A 17,689-nucleotide genomic window follows, 5' to 3' on the forward strand; every position below is an offset into this window, starting at 1 on the left:
GCACCCCCGCACAGGGTGCCGCCCCTCTTTGTGGCGCCGGAGCCCGTCGTCGATCGGTGGTGAGGGTCGGGGACCGACGACGGGTCCGGGGTCGGCGGGAGGTCAGCGGTGGTCGCTGCCCTCCGACTGGGTGGCCGCGCGGCCGGCTTCGAGGCGGGCCACCGGGATGCGGAAGGGGGAGCAGGAGACGTAGTCCAGGCCGACCTCGTGGAAGAAGTGGACGGACTCCGGGTCGCCGCCGTGCTCGCCGCAGACACCGAGCTTGAGGTCGGGGCGGGTGGCCCGGCCGGCCTCGGCGGCGGCCTTCACGAGCGAGCCGACGCCGTCCCGGTCGATGGTCTCGAAGGGGCTGACGCCGAAGATGCCCTTCTCCAGGTAGGCCGTGAAGAACGATGCCTCCACGTCGTCCCGGCTGAAGCCCCACACGGTCTGGGTGAGGTCGTTCGTGCCGAAGGAGAAGAACTCGGCGGCCTCCGCGATCTGACCGGCGGTCAGCGCGGCGCGCGGAAGCTCGATCATCGTGCCGATCGCCAGCTTCAGCTTCGTGCCCGTCGCCGCCTCGACCTCCGCGATGACCTGGTCGGCCTCGTCGCGGACGATCTCCAGCTCCTGGACGGTGCCGACGAGCGGGATCATGATCTCGGCGCGCGGGTCGCCCTTGGCCGTCTTGCGCTCGGCGGCCGCCTCCGCGATGGCGCGGACCTGCATGGTGAACAGGCCCGGGATGACGAGGCCGAGGCGCACGCCGCGCAGGCCCAGCATCGGGTTCTGCTCGTGCAGGCGGTGCACGGCCTGGAGCAGGCGGAGTTCGTTCTCGTGCGGCTCCTGCCGGGACTCGGCGAGGGCCACGCGCACCGACAGCTCGGTGATGTCGGGCAGGAACTCGTGCAGCGGCGGGTCGAGGAGGCGGATCGTGACGGGCAGGCCGTCCATCGCCTCGAACAGCTCGACGAAGTCCTGCTTCTGCAGCGGGAGGAGCTGCTTGAGGGACTCCTCGCGCTCGGCCCCGGTGTCCGCGAGGATCAGCCGCTCGACCATCTCGCGCCGGTCCCCGAGGAACATGTGCTCGGTGCGGCACAGTCCGATGCCCTGGGCGCCGAACCGGCGGGCGCGCAGCGCGTCCTCGGCGTTGTCGGCGTTGGCCCGCACCCGCAGCCGGCGCTTGCGGTCGGCGAAGGCCATCATCCGGTGCACGGCCTCGACCAGTTCGTCGGCGTCGTCGGCGCCCGGGTGCATCCGGCCCTCGAAGTACTCCACGACCGGGGAGGGCACGACCGGTACCTCACCGAGGTACACCTTGCCGGAGGAGCCGTCGATGGAGATGACGTCGCCCTCCTCGACCACGTGGCCGCCCGGCACGATCATCCGGCGCCGCTTGGTGTCGACCTCCAGGTCCTCCGCGCCGCAGACACAGGTCTTGCCCATGCCGCGCGCGACCACGGCCGCGTGGGAGGTCTTGCCGCCGCGCGAGGTGAGGATGCCCTCGGCGGCGATCATGCCGTCCAGGTCGTCGGGGTTGGTCTCCCGGCGCACCAGGATGACCTTCTCGCCCGAGCGGGACCACTTGACGGCGGTGTACGAGTCGAAGACGGCCTTGCCGACCGCCGCGCCCGGCGAGGCGGCGATGCCCCGGCCGACCTGCTCGGCGCGGGCGTCCTCGTCGAAGCGGGGGAACATGAGCTGGGCGAGCTGGGCGCCGTTGACGCGCTGGAGCGCCTCGGTCTCGTCGATCAGGCCCTGGTCCACGAGCTGGGTGGCGATGCGGAAGGCCGCGCCCGCGGTGCGCTTGCCGACGCGGGTCTGGAGCATCCACAGCTTGCCGCGCTCGATGGTGAACTCGATGTCGCAGAGATCCAGGTAGTGGTTCTCCAGGGTCTCCATGATCTTCATGAGCTGGTCGTACGACGTCTTGTCGATGTTCTCCAGCTCGGCGAGCGGCACGGTGTTGCGGATGCCCGCGACCACGTCCTCGCCCTGGGCGTTCTGGAGGTAGTCGCCGTAGACGCCCTGGTGCCCGGAGGCGGGGTCACGGGTGAAGGCGACGCCGGTGCCGGAGTCGGGGCCGAGGTTGCCGAAGACCATGGAACAGACGTTGACCGCGGTGCCCAGATCGCCCGGGATGCGCTCCTGGCGGCGGTAGAGCTTGGCGCGGTCGCCGTTCCACGACTCGAAGACGGCCTTGATCGCGAGGTCCATCTGCTCGCGCGGGTCCTGCGGGAAGTCCCGGCCGGCCTCGGTCTTGACGGTCTTCTTGAAGGCGGTGACCAGCTTCTTCAGGTCGGCCGCGTCCAGTTCGGTGTCGACCTGGACGCCCTTGGCCTCCTTGGCCTTCTCCAGCGCCTCTTCGAACAGCTCGCCGTCGACGCCGAGGACGGTCTTGCCGAACATCTGGATGAGGCGCCGGTAGGAGTCCCACGCGAAGCGCTCGTCGCCGGCCTGCTTGGCCAGGCCCTTCACCGACTTGTCGGAGAGGCCGATGTTCAGGACGGTGTCCATCATGCCGGGCATGGAGAACTTGGCGCCGGAGCGGACCGAGACCAGCAGCGGGTCGTCGGCCTGGCCGAGCTTCTTGCCCATGCGCTGCTCCAGCGCGTCGAGGTGCGCACTCACCTCGTCCCGCAGTGCCGCGGGCTCCTCGCCGCTGTCGAGGTAGACCTTGCAGGCCTCGGTGGTGATGGTGAAGCCGGGAGGGACCGGCAGTCCGAGGTTGGTCATCTCTGCGAGGTTGGCGCCCTTGCCACCGAGCAGGTCCTTGAGGTCCTTGTTGCCCTCGGTGAAGTCGTAGACGAACTTCGCTACGTGAGGCTCTTTGTTTTCCGACACGGGTCTCGACTCCTTGAGGCCACGGTGGCTGCCCTGACGGCGAGGAACATACCCAGATCGAAGGCACCTGGGTACGTCCACTCGTGCGTCATAAGCCTGTAACCAGCCGTCTGCCACAGGATCGAAAGCAAAGGCAGGGCAAGGCCAGGGCCGCGCAAGTGTTCACTTCTTGAACGCAAGGGCGCCCGAAGGCATCTCTCGCCGCTCAGATGAGCATCGATCGGCACGCTTGATTTCGATCAATGAACGCCCAAGGGGTGGCACCGAGTGCCACCCCTTGGAGAAGTGCAGTCGCTCAAGATCCGCTCATCTGAGCGCACCCCTTATCAAGGGTGGCGAGAATCACGCTGCCACAGGGCGCGCGATTTCACCATGCGGACGCCGACGCGAGCCGGAAACGCGCCCGTCACACCCCCAGCGCGGAGAGCCGTTCCTCCACCCGCTCGGGCGCGTACAGGTGCTCCACGACCAGCGCCCCCGCGCCGGTCAGCCCCGCCCGCTCACCCAGCCTCGCGGTGACGACGTCGAGGTGGGCCGTGGAGCGGGGCAGCGCCCGCTGGTAGAGCAGTTCGCGCACCCCGGTCAGGAAGGGCGTGCCGGCGAGATCGCCCGCGATCATCAGCACACCGGGGTTGAGCAGGGTGACGACGGTCGCCAGCACGTCCCCGACCCGGCGCCCGGCCTCCCGTGCCAGGGCGGCCGCCTCCGGGTGTCCCGCGGCCAGCAGGTCCCGCACGTCGGAGCCGGAGGCGGCGGGCACCCCGGCGTCCGTCAGCCGCCGGGCCACCGCGCCTCCGCTGGCGACGGCGGCGAGACAGCCGTAGGAGCCGCAGCGGCACAGCGCCTCGGTGCCGACCCGGATGTGCCCGAGGTCGCCCGCGCCGCCGTCCACCCCCCGGTAGATCGCGCCGTCGACCACGACCCCGGCGCCGATGCCGGTGGAGACCTTGACCAGGACGAACGCCCGGCAGCCGGGGTGTCCGGCGCGCTGCTCGCCGTACGCCATGAGGTTGGCGTCGTTGTCCACCAGGACCGGGACGGGCCCGGCGCCGGTGTGCTCGGTGAAGGCGCGGGAGAGGCGGCCCCGTATGTCGTAGCCGTCCCAGCCGGACATCATCGGGGGCTGGACCACCCGCCCGGTCTCGCTGTCCACCGGGCCCGGCACCCCGAGCCCGATCCCGCAGACCGCCTGCGGCGGGTGGCCGGTCTCGGCGAGCAGTTCGGCGAACCAGCGGCCCAGCCCGGCGAGGACGACCTCGGGGCCGTCCTCGACCACCAGCGCTCCCGCCCGCTCGGCCAGGATCTCGCCGGTCAGGGTGAGCAGGGCGGCGCGGGCGTGGCGGGTGTCGAGGTCGGCGGCGAGGACCACGGCGTGCGAGCCGTCGAACTCCAGGGTGGCGGCGGGCCGGCCGCCGAGCGGGGAGTCCACCGGGCCGCCCGCTCCCTCGCGCAGCCAGCCCGCCCGGAACAGCCGGTCCAGGCGCTGGCCGACCGTGGCGCGGGAGAGTCCGGTGACCTGCTGGAGCGCGCCGCGCGTGACGGCCCGTCCGCTGCGCACCAGGTCGAGCAGCTCACCGGCGCTCGTCTGAGCGCCGCCCCTGGCCGTCCTGCCCGGCTTTCCGGTCATGCCACCCCCTTGTGTTCCTCAAGTTTGCATTACATATTGAGTTTTGCGTGTTAAGTAGACGTAACCCTGCGATAGACAAGACCAAACCAGGCCGGCCGGACGTCTTCGGGGAGCCCCGAGTGGATCGCACTGCCCAGCTCACCGCCCGTACCACCGAGCGCCGGATCGCATACGATCCGCCGCCGCACTCCTCCGCGTCGCCGCCGTCGGTGGCGTCGCTGCATGTCAGGGCGGCACGCGTGCTGGCGGCCAACTGGACGGGCGCCTCGACGGTCCCCTCGCGGAGCCTGTACCCGCACCAGTGGTCCTGGGACTCGGCGTTCATCGCCATCGGCCTGCGGCACCTGTCGCCTCTGCGGGCGCAGACGGAGCTGGAGACGCTGCTCGCGGCGCAGTGGGCGGACGGGCGGGTGCCGCACATCGTCTTCTCCCCCTCCGTGCCGCTCGACGCCTACTTCCCGAGCCCCGACTTCTGGCGCTCCTCCACCGCGGGGCGGGCCGCGGGCGCCCCGCGCACCGTACAGACGTCCGGCATCGTGCAGCCACCCGTGCACGCGCTGGCCGCCTGGCTGGTGCACCGCGCCGACCCCGGCCTGTCGCGGGCGCGCGGCTTCCTGGCCCGGGTGTACCCCCGGCTCGCCGCCTGGCACCGCTATCTGCTGCACCGCCGGGACCTCGGCGGGGGCGGTCTGGTGGCGGTGGTGCACCCGTGGGAGCAGGGCATGGACAACAGCCCGTGCTGGGACGGCCCGCTGGCCCGGGTCAGCCCGGCCCCGGCCCGCTCCTTCCGCCGCGCCGACCTCGACCACGGCGCCCCCGAGGACCGGCCGACCGATCTGGACTACGGACGGTACGTGCGCCTCGCGGCCGACTACCGGGACGGCGGATACGCGGACGGAGACGGGGAGTTCGCGGTGGAGGACCCTTCCTTCAACGCCCTGCTGATCGCCTCCGAGCACGCCCTCGCCGACATCGCCACGGAACTGGGCGCCCCCGGCACCGCCCGGCGCGCCCGCGCCGGGCGGCTGACGGCGGCGCTGGTGGAACGGCTGTGGGACGACGCGTCCGGGATGTTCCTCTGCCGGGACCTGCGCGGCGGCGGCCCGGTCCGCGAGCGGAGCGTGTCGGGCCTGGTCCCGCTGCTGCTGCCCGGGCTGCCGGGCGACGTGGCCGGCGCGCTGCTGGACACCCTGCGCGGCCCGCACTTCGCGGCGCGCACCGGGCTGGTGCCCAGCTACGACCTGCGCGGCCCGGCGTTCGAGCCGAACCGCTACTGGCGCGGCCCGGCCTGGTTCAACACGGCCTGGCTGGTGGAGCGCGGGCTGCGCGCCCGCGGCGAGCGCGCGGCGGCCGACGCCCTGCGCGCCGCGTTCCTGCGCGCGGCCGGGGAATCCGAGTTCGCGGAGTACGTGGACCCGGACACCGGCGAGGCGTGCGGGGCGCCGGGGTTCGGCTGGACGGCCGCGCTGACGCTGGACCTGCTGCACGACGCGAACGGCGCTGTGGACACTGGCGAAGAGGGAGGGGACCGGAGATGACCGAGCGGCATCATCTGTTCGTGCGAGGAGCCACGTTCGCCGCCGTGGGCGACCGGGGCGACATCAGCGGGGTGCGGGGCGGCGGCCCGGTGGACGGGCTGTTCGTCCGGGACGCCCGGCACCTGAGCCGCTGGCAGCTCACCGTCGACGGCGCGGTGCCGGAGGTGCTGCGGCCGGTCGGGGAGGGCGACACGGCGCGCTGCGTGCTGGTGCCGCGCGGCGGCCGCCAGGAGCCGCCCGCGTACACCCTGTGGCGCGAACAGGCCGTGGGCGACAGCTCGTTCGTGGAGTCGGTGCGGGTCACCGGTAATGTCCCGGTGGCCACCACCGTACGGCTCGCGCTCACCGTGGACGCCGACTTCACCGACCAGTTCGAACTGCGCTCCGACCACCGCACCTACGTCAAGGCGGGGGCCGTGCGCAGCCGTCAGATCCTGGACGACGGGATCGAGTTCGGCTACCGGCGCGGGGAATGGCGGTCCTGTACGACCATCACCGCCGAGCCCGCTCCGGAGGCGGTGGAGGAGACGGGTACCGGCGCCCGGCGGCTGGTCTGGACGCTCGAACTCCCCGCGCACGGCAGCGCGGAGCTGCTGCTGCGGGTGATGGCCCGCCCGCACGGCGACCGGCGCGCGGTGCGCGTACCCCGCTCGCCCGTCGCGGTGGACGAGGAACTCCGCTCGGCGGAGGCCGAGTTCATGGAGGGGGTCGCCTTCCCGGCCGCGTGGCCCGAGCTGGCGGCCGCCTGTGTGCGGGGGCTGTCGGACCTGGCCGCGCTGCAGGTGCCGGCGCGGGGACCGGACGGGGAGGAACTGCGGGTCCCGGCCGGGGGCGCCCCCTGGTTCCTCACCCTGCTCGGCCGGGACGCCCTGCTGTCCTCGCTGTTCTCCCTGCCGTACCGGCCGCAGCTCGCCGCCGCCACGCTGCCCGCGCTGGCCGCCACCCAGGCCACCGCCGACGGCGCCTCCTCCGTCGCCCAGCCCGGCAAGATCGTGCACGAGGTCCGGCACGGCGAGCTGGCCCACTTCGGGCAGGTGCCGTACGGGCGCTACTACGGCTCGGTCGACGCCACCCCGCTCTTCCTGGTCCTGCTCGGCGCCTACACCGAGCGCACCGGCGACACGGCCCTCGCCCGGCGCCTGGAGCGGCACGCCCGCGCGGCGGTCGGCTGGATGCTGGACCACGGCGGGCTGACCGCGCGCGGCTATCTCGTCTACCGGGCCGACGAGGGCGGCCTGGCCAACCAGAACTGGAAGGACTCCCCCGGCGCGATCTGCCGGGCCGACGGCACGCGGCCGAGCGGCGCGGTGATGGCGGCGGGCGCGCAGGGCTACGCGTACGACGCGCTGCGGCGCACGGCCTGGCTGGCGCGCACGGTGTGGGACGACGGGACGTACGCGGCGCTGCTGGAGCAGTCGGCGGCCGATCTGCGCGACCGCTTCCAGCGGGACTTCTGGCTGCCGGAGCAGGACTTCCCCGCGCTGGCGCTGGACGGCGACGGCCACCGGATCGACGCGCTCGCCTCGGACGCCGGACATCTGCTGTGGTCGGGGCTGCTGGACAAGGAGTACGGGGAGGCGGTCGGACGCCGGCTGCTGGAGCCGGACTTCTTCTCCGGCTGGGGCGTGCGCACGCTGGCCTCCGGCCAGGCCGCCTACCACCCGCTGTCCTACCATCGGGGCTCGGTCTGGCCGCACGACAACGCCCTGATCACCCTGGGCCTGGCCCGCTACGGCCTGCACGACGAGGCCCGCGCGGTGGCCCGGGGGCTGGTGGACGCGGCGACGGCGGCGGGTCACCGGCTTCCCGAGGTGCTGGCGGGTTACGGCCGTGACACCCACCCCGAGCCGGTACCGTACCCGCACGCGTGTGTGCGGGAGTCCCGTTCCGCCGCCGCGCCGCTCGCCCTGCTCACCGCGGTCGGGGGTGCCTGACACCGTCCTTGACCGGGCGTTTGCCCGGTATTTGCCGTAGGTCGTGAACACCGGCCCGCGGTGGACCGTACGCAAGGACGGCGGGCCGGGCGGGCCGGCCCGAACCGGTCCCGCCTCTGCCTCCCCAGCGTGGCCCGCCGCCTCCCCCCTCACCGGCCCCGCGCGGAAGGACCTCCGGGTTTGCCTCAGCAGAAGAACACGCACCAGTCACCGGCCGCGGCGGGGGCACCGGGGGGCATTCCCGAGGAGGGCTCCGCCGGACCCGGCGGGGCGGTGGACACGAAGACGCCGGCCGAGCACGGGAAGAGCGACGACGGCCCCGGGTCCGGCACGGCCGCCGAGCCGTCGGGGGCGAAGGCGCACGAGCCCGGCGCGGAGGCCGAACCGTCAGAAGCGAAGGCGCACGAGTCCGGCGCGGCGGCCGAGCCGTCGGAAGCGAAGGCGCACGAGTCCGGCGCGGAGGCCGAACCGTCAGAAGCGAAGGCGCACGAGTCCGGCGCGGCGGCCGAGCCGGAGGCCGCCTCCGGGGGCGGGCCCGGCCGCATCGCCCGCTGGCGGGCCGCGCACCCCCGGCGGGCCCGCGTCCTCTCGCGGACCGTCACCGTGCTGGCCGCCGTGCTGGTCGTCTGCTGCCTGGTGATGCCCGCCACCATCGTCGCGGTCAGGCCGGCCGGCTTCTTCCGGATTCCGGGAGAGGCGATCGTCGGGGCGGCGATACTGCTCGCCCTGCCCAGGAAACCCCGTGTCGTGGTGGGCGCGGCGGCTGGTGTCGCGATGGCCGCGCTGACCGTGCTCAACTGGCTGGACATGGGGTTCCGGCAGTACCTGGGCCGGACCTTCAACCTGGTGCTGGACTGGAGCCTGCTGGGTGACGCGCAGTCGTACCTGGAGGACTCGTTCGGCCGGACGGCCACCCTCGCCGCGACGGCCGCGCTGATCGTCGCCGTGCTGCTGCTGTTCGCCGCGTCGGCCTTCGCCGTCGTGCGGCTGGGCGACGTCCTCGCCCGGCACTCCGCCACCGCGACCCGGGGCACCCTGATCGCGGGCGTCGTCTGGATCACCTGCTCCTCCTTCGGGGTGCAGATCGCGGGCGTGCCGCTGGCCGCCGAGAGCGCGGCCGTCACGCTGCGGAGCCAGACCGAGCGGGTGTCGAACACGCTGGCGGACGAGGCCGCGTTCCAGAAGGTCGCCAAGGTGGACGCGTTCGGCGCGACCCCGCCCGCCCAGCTCGTGCCGGACCTGCGCGGCAAGGACGTCATCTTCACGTTCATCGAGAGCTACGGCCGCAGCGCGATCGAGGACCCGGTCATGGCACCCGGCGTCGACAAGACCCTCGCCGTGCGCAACGAGGCTCTGGCGAAGGCGGGTTACCACGCGAAGAGCGGCTGGCTGACCTCCGCGACGTATGGCGGCAGCAGCTGGCTCGGCCACTCCACCACCCTGTCGGGCCTGTGGGTCAGCAACCAGCAGCGCTACCGCACGGTGATGGCGAGCGACCACCTCAGCCTCACCAAGGTGTTCAAGAAGACCGGCGCCTGGAACACGGTCGGGGTGATGCCGGGCGTGCAGAAGGCGTGGCCCGAACAGAGCTTCTACGGCCTGGACAAGGTCTACAACGCCTTCCAGCTCGGCTACAAGGGACCGAAGTTCAGCTGGTCCACGATGCCGGACCAGTACGCCCTGGAGCAGTTCCAGCAGCGGGTGCACGGCAAGAAGCACGACAAGCCGGTGATGTCGGAGCTGATCCTGACCTCCAGCCACCAGCCCTGGAGCCCGATCCCGAAGATGGTCGACTGGGACGAGCTGGGCGACGGCTCGGTCTTCAAGGGCATCGAGGCGGCGGGCACCGACCCGACGGACGTCATGGCGGACACGGCCAAGTCCCGCACGGAGTACGGCAAGTCGATCCAGTACTCGGTGAACGCCCTCACCGAGTGGCTGGTGCGCTACGGCTCGAAGGACACGGTGCTGGTCTTCCTCGGCGACCACCAGCCCATCGCCCGCGTCAGCGGCAACCACGCCAGCAGGGACGTACCGATCTCGATCGTCGCCAAGGACCCGAAGGTGCTCGACAAGATCGGCGACTGGGGCTGGACGGACGGCCTGCGTCCCGCGCACGACGCGCCGGTGTGGCGGATGAACGCCTTCCGCGACCGTTTCCTGACCGCCTACGGCTCCACCCCGCACCCGAAGAAGGGCTGACCGGTCTCCCGGTCGGACACGGCCTAGGCCGACTCGGCGGCGAGCAGGCCCGCCATGCCGAGGAGCACGCCGCCGGTGGCGCGGTCCATCCGGCGGTGTGCCCGGTAGCTGAGGCGGACCGCCCTGATCACGCTGCCCGCGGCGGCGAACACCCCGGCCGCGGCCGCCTCCGCGACGAGGTAGAAGGCGCCGAGCACCGCGAGCTGGCCGGTCACCGACCCGTGTCCGTGGACGACGAACTGCGGGACGAAGGCGGTGAAGACCAGTACCGCCTTGGGGTTGGTGATCGCGACGAGGAACTCCTTGCGCACCAGCGCGGCCAGCGGCGGCCGCTCCGGCGCCGAAGCCTCGGCGGCGGTCCCTTCAGGCTCACCGCGCCGCCGGAAGCTGGCCCACAGGATGGTGCTGCCCAGATAGGCGAGGTAGACGACGCCGGCCCACCGGATGGCCGTCAGCGCCCACTCGGAGGCCGACAGCAGCGGCCCCAGTCCGGCCACGACCGCGACCACCAGCACGGCGAAGGCGACGAGCCGTCCGCAGACCCCGACCATCGAGGCGCCGAAGCCGCGCACCATGGCATGCCTCAGCGCCAGCAGGTTGTTGGCGCCGGGAGTCAGTGCGACCAGCAGCGCGACCGCGAGAAAACCCATGATCCACACGGCGTCCCCCTTCCCCCGAGGAAAGTACGCGAGGAAAGTAACACCCGCCACAGGCGCGTGGAACAAGGCGAATCAGGCCACAACTCGCCGCGAGGGCAGGGGCGTTCAGCCGCCGGAGGTGTCCAGTTCGGCTTCCTCGCCGACGCCCGCGCAGTCGTAGGGGTCCTTCAGCCAGCCGTCGGGGAGGACCACCCGGTTGTTGCCGGAGGTGCGCCCGCGCGGGCCGTCGGCACCGGTGGGCCACGCCTGGTCGAGGTCCAGCTCGTCGAGGCCGGCGCGCAGTTCCTCCAGGGAGGAGGTGATGGCGAGCCGCTTGCGCATCTCGGAGCCGACCGCGAAGCCCTTGAGGTACCAGGCGACGTGCTTGCGGAAGTCGATGACACCGCGCGACTCGTCGCCGAGCCACTCCCCGAGCAGCGTGGCGTGCCGGACCATGACGTCGGCGACCTCGCGCAGCTCGGGCCGCCGGAATTCGTCGCGGCCCTCGAAGGCGGCGACCAGGTCGGAGAAGAGCCAGGGGCGGCCGAGGCAGCCGCGGCCGACGACCACGCCGTCGCAGCCGGTCTCGCGCACCATGCGCAGCGCGTCCTCGGCGGACCAGATGTCGCCGTTGCCGAGCACCGGGATCTCCGGGACGTGCTCCTTCAGCCGGGCGATGGCGCTCCAGTCGGCGGTGCCGCCGTAGTGCTGGGCGGCGGTGCGGCCGTGCAGGGCGATGGCGGTCACCCCCTCCTCGACGGCGATGCGGCCGGCGTCGAGGTAGGTGATGTGGTCGTCGTCGATGCCCTTGCGCATCTTCATGGTGACCGGCAGGTCACCCGCGCCGGTGACGGCCTCGCGCAGGATCGACCGCAGCAGGTTCCGCTTGTACGGCAGCGCGGAGCCGCCGCCCTTGCGGGTGACCTTGGGGACCGGGCAGCCGAAGTTGAGGTCGATGTGGTCGGCCAGGCCCTCTTCCGCGATCATGCGGACGGCCTTGCCGACGGTGGCCGGGTCGACGCCGTACAGCTGGATCGAGCGGGGCTTCTCGGTCTCGTCGAACCGGATGAGCTGCATGGTCTTGTCGTTGCGCTCGACCAGCGCCCGCGTGGTGATCATCTCGCTGACGAACAGCCCCTTGCCCCCGCTGAACTCCCGGCACAGGGTGCGGAAGGGGGCGTTGGTGATCCCGGCCATGGGTGCGAGCACGACGGGCGGCACCACGGCGTGCGGGCCGATGGAAAGCGGCTGGGTCATCAGGGGGCTCCGGGACGGATGTACGGCATGGGCGTCGTCCATTGTCCCTCACCTCACTCGTGCCCCTGCCCCCCGAGGGCTGGATCTTGTCCGGGTACGGGGCAAAACATGTACTGTTCATTAGTTAGCCGCACTATCGAAGCGCGTACGATGGGACGCATGCCCGAGCTGAGTCACCGGCGGCGGATGCTGGTGCTCGCGATCTGCTGCATGAGCCTGCTGATCGTGAGCCTGGACAACACCGCCCTGAACGTCGCACTGCCCTCGATGCAGCGCGAGCTGCACGCCACCACCTCCGGCCTCCAGTGGGCGATCGACGCCTACACGCTGGTTCTGGCCTCGCTGCTGATGCTGGCGGGGTCCACGGCGGACCGGATCGGGCGCAAGCGGGTCTTCATGGCGGGCCTGGTGATCTTCACCGCCGGTTCCCTGCTGTGCTCGCTCGCGCCGAACCTGGAGCTCCTCGTGGTGTTCCGGATGGTCCAGGCAGTCGGCGGCTCGATGCTCAACCCGGTCGCCATGTCGATCATCACCAACACCTTCACCGACCCGCGCGAACGGGCGCGGGCGATCGGTGTGTGGGGCGCGGTGGTCGGCATCTCCATGGCGGCCGGTCCGCTGGCGGGCGGGCTGCTGGTGGAGTCGGTCGGCTGGCGCTCGATTTTCTGGGTCAACCTGCCGGTGGGCCTCGCCGCCCTGCTGCTCACGCTGCGCTTCGTCCCCGAGTCCCGCGCGCCCCGGCCGCGCCGCCCCGACCCGGTGGGCCAGGTACTGGTGATCGCCCTCTTCGGCTCGCTGACGTACGCGATCATCGAGGCGCCCGAGGCGGGCCTCACCGAGGTGCTCCCCTTCGCCGCCGTGGCCCTCGCGGCCCTGCTGGCCCTCCTGATCTACGAACCCCGGCGCCCCGAACCCCTCATCGACCTGCGCTTCTTCCGTTCGGCGCCGTTCAGCGGCGCGACCGGTATAGCGGTGAGCGCCTTCGCGGCGCTGGGCGGCTTCCTCTTCCTGTCCACGCTCTACCTGCAGAACGTACGCGGCCTCGACGCCCTGCACGCCGGCCTGTGGATGCTGCCGATGGCCGCGCCGACCCTGCTGTGCGCCCCGCTGTCCGGGCGGCTGGTCGGCACCCGGGGTCCGCGGCTGCCGCTGCTGATCGCGGGCGCCGCGATGACGGCGAGCGGCCTGCTCTTCGCCCTCTTCGAGGCCGAGACCTCCGACGTCACCCTCTTCATCGGCTACGTCCTCTTCGGCGTCGGCTTCGGCTTCGTCAACGCCCCCATCACCAACACCGCCGTCTCCGGCATGCCCCGCGCCCAGGCGGGCGTCGCGGCCGCGGTCGCCTCCACCAGCCGGCAGCTCGGCCAGACCCTCGGCGTGGCCGTGATCGGCGCGGTCCTGGCCGCCGGCATCGGCGGCTCCGGCTACCGCGACACCTTCGTCGCGGCGGCCCGTCCGGGCTGGTGGGTCCTGGCCGCGTGCGGCGCGGCCGTCCTGGTGCTGGGCCTTCTGACCAGCGGCCGCTGGGCCCACCGCACGGCCGAGCGCACGGCGGAACGGCTGGCCACGGAAGAGGTGCGGCAGCCGGTGGGGACGTCCGCCTGACGTCGGCGGCTCATCCCTCCAGCGCCATCGCGTGCAGCTTCTCCAGGCGCTCGCGGGACTCCTCGTTCCTGGGCGGGTAGATCACGATGCGGGGGCCCTGGTCCGGGGAGAGCCAGAGGTCGGTGTGCTCCAGGGTGAGGAGGCCGACGTGGGGGTTGAGGAACTCCTTGGTCTTGGAGCGGTTGCCGACCACCTCGTAGCGCTCCCAGTGCTCGCGGAACTCCGGGTACGCCTGGAGGCGCTTGAGGAGCATCTTCCACGCCGGTTCGCCGAGGTGTCCGGCGAGCGAGGCGCGCAGGCGGGCCGCCATCAGCCGCAGGGTCTCGTCGAGGTGGACGATGGAGGAGCGCCACTCGGGGTTGGAGTAGGCGAGGAGGACGCAGTTGCGGTCCTCGGGCGCGATCGCGTCCATGTCGCACAGCAGCCGGGCGTAGGTCCGGTTGTAGGCCAGGATGTCGTACCGGCTGTTCTGCACCGCCGCCGGGAACGGCTCCATCTGGCGCAGGGTCGCGCGCAGCGCCGGGGTGATGCTGGGGCAGACCGCGGCGGGCGTCGGGTCGGTGGCCCCGGCCAGCCGGAAGAGGTGGGCGCGCTCGCTGGGGTCCAGCATCAGGGTGCGGGCGAGGGCGTCGAGGACCTGCACGGACACCTGGATGTTGCGGGCCTGTTCGAGCCAGGTGTACCAGGTCACGCCCACCGCGGAGAGCTGTGCGACCTCCTCGCGGCGCAGCCCCGGCGTACGCCGCCGGGCGCCGCGCGGCAGCCCCACCTGCTCGGGGGTGATCCGCTCACGGCGGCTGCGCAGGAACGCGGCCAGTTCGTGGCGGCGGATCTCCGCGCCCTTCACCGCGGGGGCGGTGCTCTCCTGGGCCATGGTCGTCATGGCTCCAGAGTGCCTCCGCCCGTACCCCGTTGCCAGGTGCTCCTGCCACCAGGATGAGCGTCCGCGACCACCAGGCTGCGGGCGGGACACGGGGGTGTCCGAGGGCGTTGGCGGGTAGTTCCGGTACCAGGATCGGCACACTCTGGTACCCGTCTGAGGGCGGGCGCACCCTCGGTGTCATGACCGAGACCACCCTCTCCACCGCGCAGGCCGTCCGCGCCCCGGCGGCCGCGCCCTCCCTGAGCGGGGCGGGCCTGGTGACCGTCCTGCTGGCCGCCTCGCTCCCGCTGGTCGACTTCTTCATCGTCAACGTCGCCCTCCCCGCCATCGGCCGGGACCTCTCCGCGAGCGAGGCCCTGCTGGAACTGGTCGTGGCCGGGTACGGAGTCACCTACGCCGTGCTGCTCGTGCTCGGCGGCCGCCTCGGGGACCTGTTCGGCAGGCGCCGGCTGTTCATCGGCGGCATGGCCGCCTTCGGACTGACCTCGCTGGCGTGCGGGCTGGCGCCGGACGCGTGGACCCTGGTCGCGGCGCGGGCCGCGCAGGGCGCCTCGGCCGCGCTGATGCTGCCGCAGGTGCTCGCCACCATCCAGTCCACCACCGCGGGCGGCCGCCGCGCCCGCGCGATGAGCCTGTACGGGGCGACGGCGGGCCTGTCCATGGTGGTGGGCCAGATCCTGGGCGGCGTCCTGGTCGCGGCGGACATCGCGGGCACCGGCTGGCGCTCGATCTTCCTGGTGAACGTGCCCGTGGTCGTCCTCGGCCTGGTGCTCGCCGTCCGCCACGTCCCCGACACCCGCGCCCGGCACCCGGAGCCGGTCGACGTGCCCGGCACCGTCCTGCTGGCGGTGGCCCTGCTGGCGCTGCTCGCCCCGCTGACCGAGGGCCGGGCGACGGGCTGGCCGCTGTGGACGTGGGTCTCGCTGGCCGTCTTCCCGGTGGCGGGGTGGGCGTTCTGGGCGGTGGAACGGCGTCTGGACCGGCAGGGCCGCACCCCGCTGCTGCCGCCGAGCCTGTTCGCCACCGTGTCGCTGCGGCGGGGGCTGGTCATCGTGGTGCCGTTCTGCCTGGGCTTCAGCGGGTTCATGTTCGTCATCGCGCTGAGCCTCCAGCAGGGCGCGGGACTGGGCCCGGTACGGGCGGGGCTGGCGCTGGCGCCGATGGCGGTCTCCTTCCTGCTGGTCTCGCTGGCCGGGCCGCGCCTGATCGCCCGCTTCGGTACGCGGGTGGTGGGCGCCGGGTCCGTGCTCCAGGGCGTGGGCGTGCTGCTGATCGTGCTGGCCGTGTGGCGGGACTGGCCGGACCTCGGGACGTGGAGCCTGCTGCCGGGGGCGGCGGTCGCGGGTGCGGGCCAGGCGCTCCAGCTCCCCAACCTGCTGCGGATCGTGCTCTCCGAGGTCCCGGCCGCCCGTGCCGGGGTGGGCAGCGGGGTGCTGGCGACGACCCAGCAGGCGTCGTTCGCCCTCGGCGTGGCCACCCTGGGCGCCCTCTTCCTCACCCTGGTCCCCCACGCCGGGATGCGGGACGCCCTGCTGATCGCCCTGGTCACCCAGCTCACGGCGATCGTCGCCACCGGTCTGCTGAGCCTGCGCCTGCCCCGCGAGGCGGGTTGAGCGGGGCCCGTGTGACGGTTCCCACCCGGAGTTTTCCCCTCGCCCCGGCCCGTGTGCCGCAGACTCCGGGCATGACCGACAGCAGATTCGGGAAAAGTGTGCGCCGGTGGGACCGGCACGGCCGGGAACACGTCGTGCGGGTGGTGCGGGCCGGGCTCCAGCGGACCTTCGGGTGCGGCACCTGCGGCTGGCGCCGGGGCACCCGGCACCTGCCGTGGACGCCGACGGACGAGCACCCGGCGACCGAGCATCTGGCCGAGGCCCATCAGGCGACCCTGGACCCGTCCCGGCGATGAGTCCACGGCGCCGTGGGAGTCGTTACCCCACGACGACCCGCGCCGACCGGAGGGCGAGCCCCATGACCGCACTGCACGACACCCTGCGCCGGTACGTGGACGACGGGAGCCTGCCCGGCGCGGTCGGCCTTCTCGCCCGGGGGGACGAGGTCGAGGCCGTGGCCGTCGGGTACACGGACACCGGGCGGAGCGTGCCGCTGGCGCGGGACTCGCTGTTCCGGCTCGCCTCGGTCACCAAGCCCGTCACCGCCGCCGCGCTGCTGATGCTCGTCGACGAGGGAAGGGTCGGGCCGGACGACCCGGTCGCACGGTGGCTTCCCGAGCTGGCCGAACCGATGGTGGTGCGGACGCCCGGGTCTCCGGTGGACGACCTGGTACCGGCCGCGCGGCCGATCACCGTGGAGGACGTGCTCAGTTCCCGGTGCGGGTGGGGATTCCCGCCGGACTTCTCGCTGCCCGCCGTGGCCCCGCTGTTCGAGTTGCAGCGCGGCGGGTTCGCCCCGCACGCGGTGCCCGCCATGGACGAGCTGCTGGCCGAACTCGCCGGGGTACCGCTCCTCCACCAGCCCGGTGACGCCTGGCTCTACAACACCTCCTCCGATCTTCAGGGCGCCCTGATCGCACGGGCGACGGGCCGGACACTGCCGGACTTCCTGGCCGAGCGGATCTTCGAGCCTCTGGGCATGACGGACACGGGCTTCTCGGTACCGGAACGGGGCCTGCACCGGCTGCCCACCGCCTACCAGCCCGACGCCGACGGCACCTTGAAGGTGGCCGAAACATTCAACGACGGCTGGGACCGGCTCCCCGCCTTCCCCTCCGGCGCCGGCGGCCTGGTCTCCACGGCCGACGACTACCTGGCCTTCGCACGCATGCTGCTGGCCGGGGGCGAGGCGGGCGGTGGCCGCAGGCTGCTCTCGCCGGAGTCCGTGACCCGGATGACCAGCGACCAGCTCACCCCGGCCCAGCGGAAGAGCAGCTCGCTCTTCCTGGAGGGCCAGGGCTGGGGCTACGGCGGCTCGGTCGACATCGAACGCACCGAACCGTGGCACGTGCCCGGCCGTTACGGCTGGGTCGGCGGCACCGGCACCGCGGCCCATCTGGTCCCGGCCACCGGCAAGGTGACCGTTCTGCTCACCCAGGTGGCCATGACAGGCCCGACCGCGCCCGCGGTGGTGCGGGACTTCTGGCGGGTCACGGCCTGACCGGAATCACGGCCCGCCGCTGGTCACCCTGACGCTGGTCACGGCCTGACGCTGGTCACGGCCTGATG

At 72.8% G+C, this 17,689-nt stretch carries 12 protein-coding genes; 7 read left to right on the forward strand and 5 right to left on the reverse strand.

Translation table 11 applies throughout. From position 1 onward, the window contains the following. Positions 1–102 precede the first annotated feature (102 nt). Both ppdK and ABZ898_RS19165 read right to left on the reverse strand, forming a co-directional pair. Positions 103–2,823 (reverse strand): pyruvate, phosphate dikinase, encoded by a 2,721-nt coding sequence (ppdK, locus tag ABZ898_RS19160; protein ID WP_361659842.1) that lies wholly within the window; start codon positions 2,821–2,823, stop codon positions 103–105. A gap of 406 nt (positions 2,824–3,229) precedes the next feature. Continuing rightward, a complete protein-coding gene (locus tag ABZ898_RS19165) occupies positions 3,230–4,450 on the reverse strand; it encodes an ROK family protein (RefSeq protein WP_361659845.1) in 1,221 nt (406 codons plus the stop codon). Between the two features lie 119 nt (positions 4,451–4,569). Between ABZ898_RS19165 and ABZ898_RS19170 the strand changes: the two genes are divergently transcribed. From ABZ898_RS19170 to ABZ898_RS19180, 3 genes are all read left to right on the forward strand, one after another. Continuing rightward, positions 4,570–5,988, forward strand: coding sequence for a trehalase family glycosidase (locus tag ABZ898_RS19170; RefSeq protein WP_361659847.1), 1,419 nt, complete (start codon positions 4,570–4,572; stop codon positions 5,986–5,988). Continuing rightward, a complete protein-coding gene (locus ABZ898_RS19175) occupies positions 5,985–7,922 on the forward strand; it encodes a glycogen debranching N-terminal domain-containing protein (protein WP_361659849.1) in 1,938 nt (645 codons plus the stop codon). The genes ABZ898_RS19170 and ABZ898_RS19175 overlap by 4 nt, the downstream gene beginning before the upstream one ends. A gap of 180 nt (positions 7,923–8,102) precedes the next feature. Next, positions 8,103–10,124 carry a CDP-alcohol phosphatidyltransferase gene (locus ABZ898_RS19180; protein WP_361659852.1) on the forward strand — a complete coding sequence of 674 codons (2,022 nt, stop codon included), beginning with the start codon at positions 8,103–8,105 and terminating at the stop codon, positions 10,122–10,124. A 23-nt stretch (positions 10,125–10,147) separates the two neighbouring features. On the opposite strand, the gene ABZ898_RS19185 is transcribed toward ABZ898_RS19180, so the two are convergent. Next, the gene (locus ABZ898_RS19185) at positions 10,148–10,774 is read right to left on the reverse strand and encodes a LysE family translocator (RefSeq protein ID WP_361659854.1); all 627 of its coding nucleotides are present in this window, start codon (positions 10,772–10,774) and stop codon (positions 10,148–10,150) included. Positions 10,775–10,888: 114 nt separating this feature from the next. Further along, on the reverse strand, positions 10,889–12,019 hold the full coding sequence (gene dusB, locus ABZ898_RS19190) for a tRNA dihydrouridine synthase DusB (protein WP_361659857.1): 1,131 nt from the start codon (positions 12,017–12,019) through the stop codon (positions 10,889–10,891). 159 nt (positions 12,020–12,178) lie between these two features. Here dusB and ABZ898_RS19195 point away from each other — a divergent pair, with 159 nt between their 5' ends. Further along, positions 12,179–13,624, forward strand: coding sequence for an MFS transporter (locus tag ABZ898_RS19195; RefSeq protein WP_361659860.1), 1,446 nt, complete (start codon positions 12,179–12,181; stop codon positions 13,622–13,624). Between the two features lie 10 nt (positions 13,625–13,634). Here the strand turns inward: ABZ898_RS19195 and ABZ898_RS19200 are convergent, their stop codons facing one another. Further along, a complete protein-coding gene (locus ABZ898_RS19200; RefSeq protein WP_361659863.1) occupies positions 13,635–14,507 on the reverse strand; it encodes a helix-turn-helix transcriptional regulator in 873 nt (290 codons plus the stop codon). A gap of 179 nt (positions 14,508–14,686) precedes the next feature. Here ABZ898_RS19200 and ABZ898_RS19205 point away from each other — a divergent pair, with 179 nt between their 5' ends. The 3 genes from ABZ898_RS19205 (at position 14,687) to ABZ898_RS19215 (ending at position 17,621) form a co-directional block, all read left to right on the forward strand. Next, a complete protein-coding gene (locus tag ABZ898_RS19205; RefSeq protein WP_361659866.1) occupies positions 14,687–16,120 on the forward strand; it encodes an MFS transporter in 1,434 nt (477 codons plus the stop codon). Between the two features lie 71 nt (positions 16,121–16,191). Next, entirely contained in the window at positions 16,192–16,416 is a 225-nt protein-coding gene (locus ABZ898_RS19210) for a hypothetical protein (RefSeq protein ID WP_361659869.1), read from the forward strand. A 62-nt stretch (positions 16,417–16,478) separates the two neighbouring features. Then, on the forward strand, positions 16,479–17,621 hold the full coding sequence (locus ABZ898_RS19215) for a serine hydrolase domain-containing protein (protein ID WP_361659871.1): 1,143 nt from the start codon (positions 16,479–16,481) through the stop codon (positions 17,619–17,621). The last annotated feature ends 68 nt before the right edge of the window (positions 17,622–17,689 follow it).

It is taken from the genome of Streptomyces sp. NPDC046860, assembly GCF_040645115.1.
Lineage (GTDB): Bacteria > Actinomycetota > Actinomycetes > Streptomycetales > Streptomycetaceae > Streptomyces.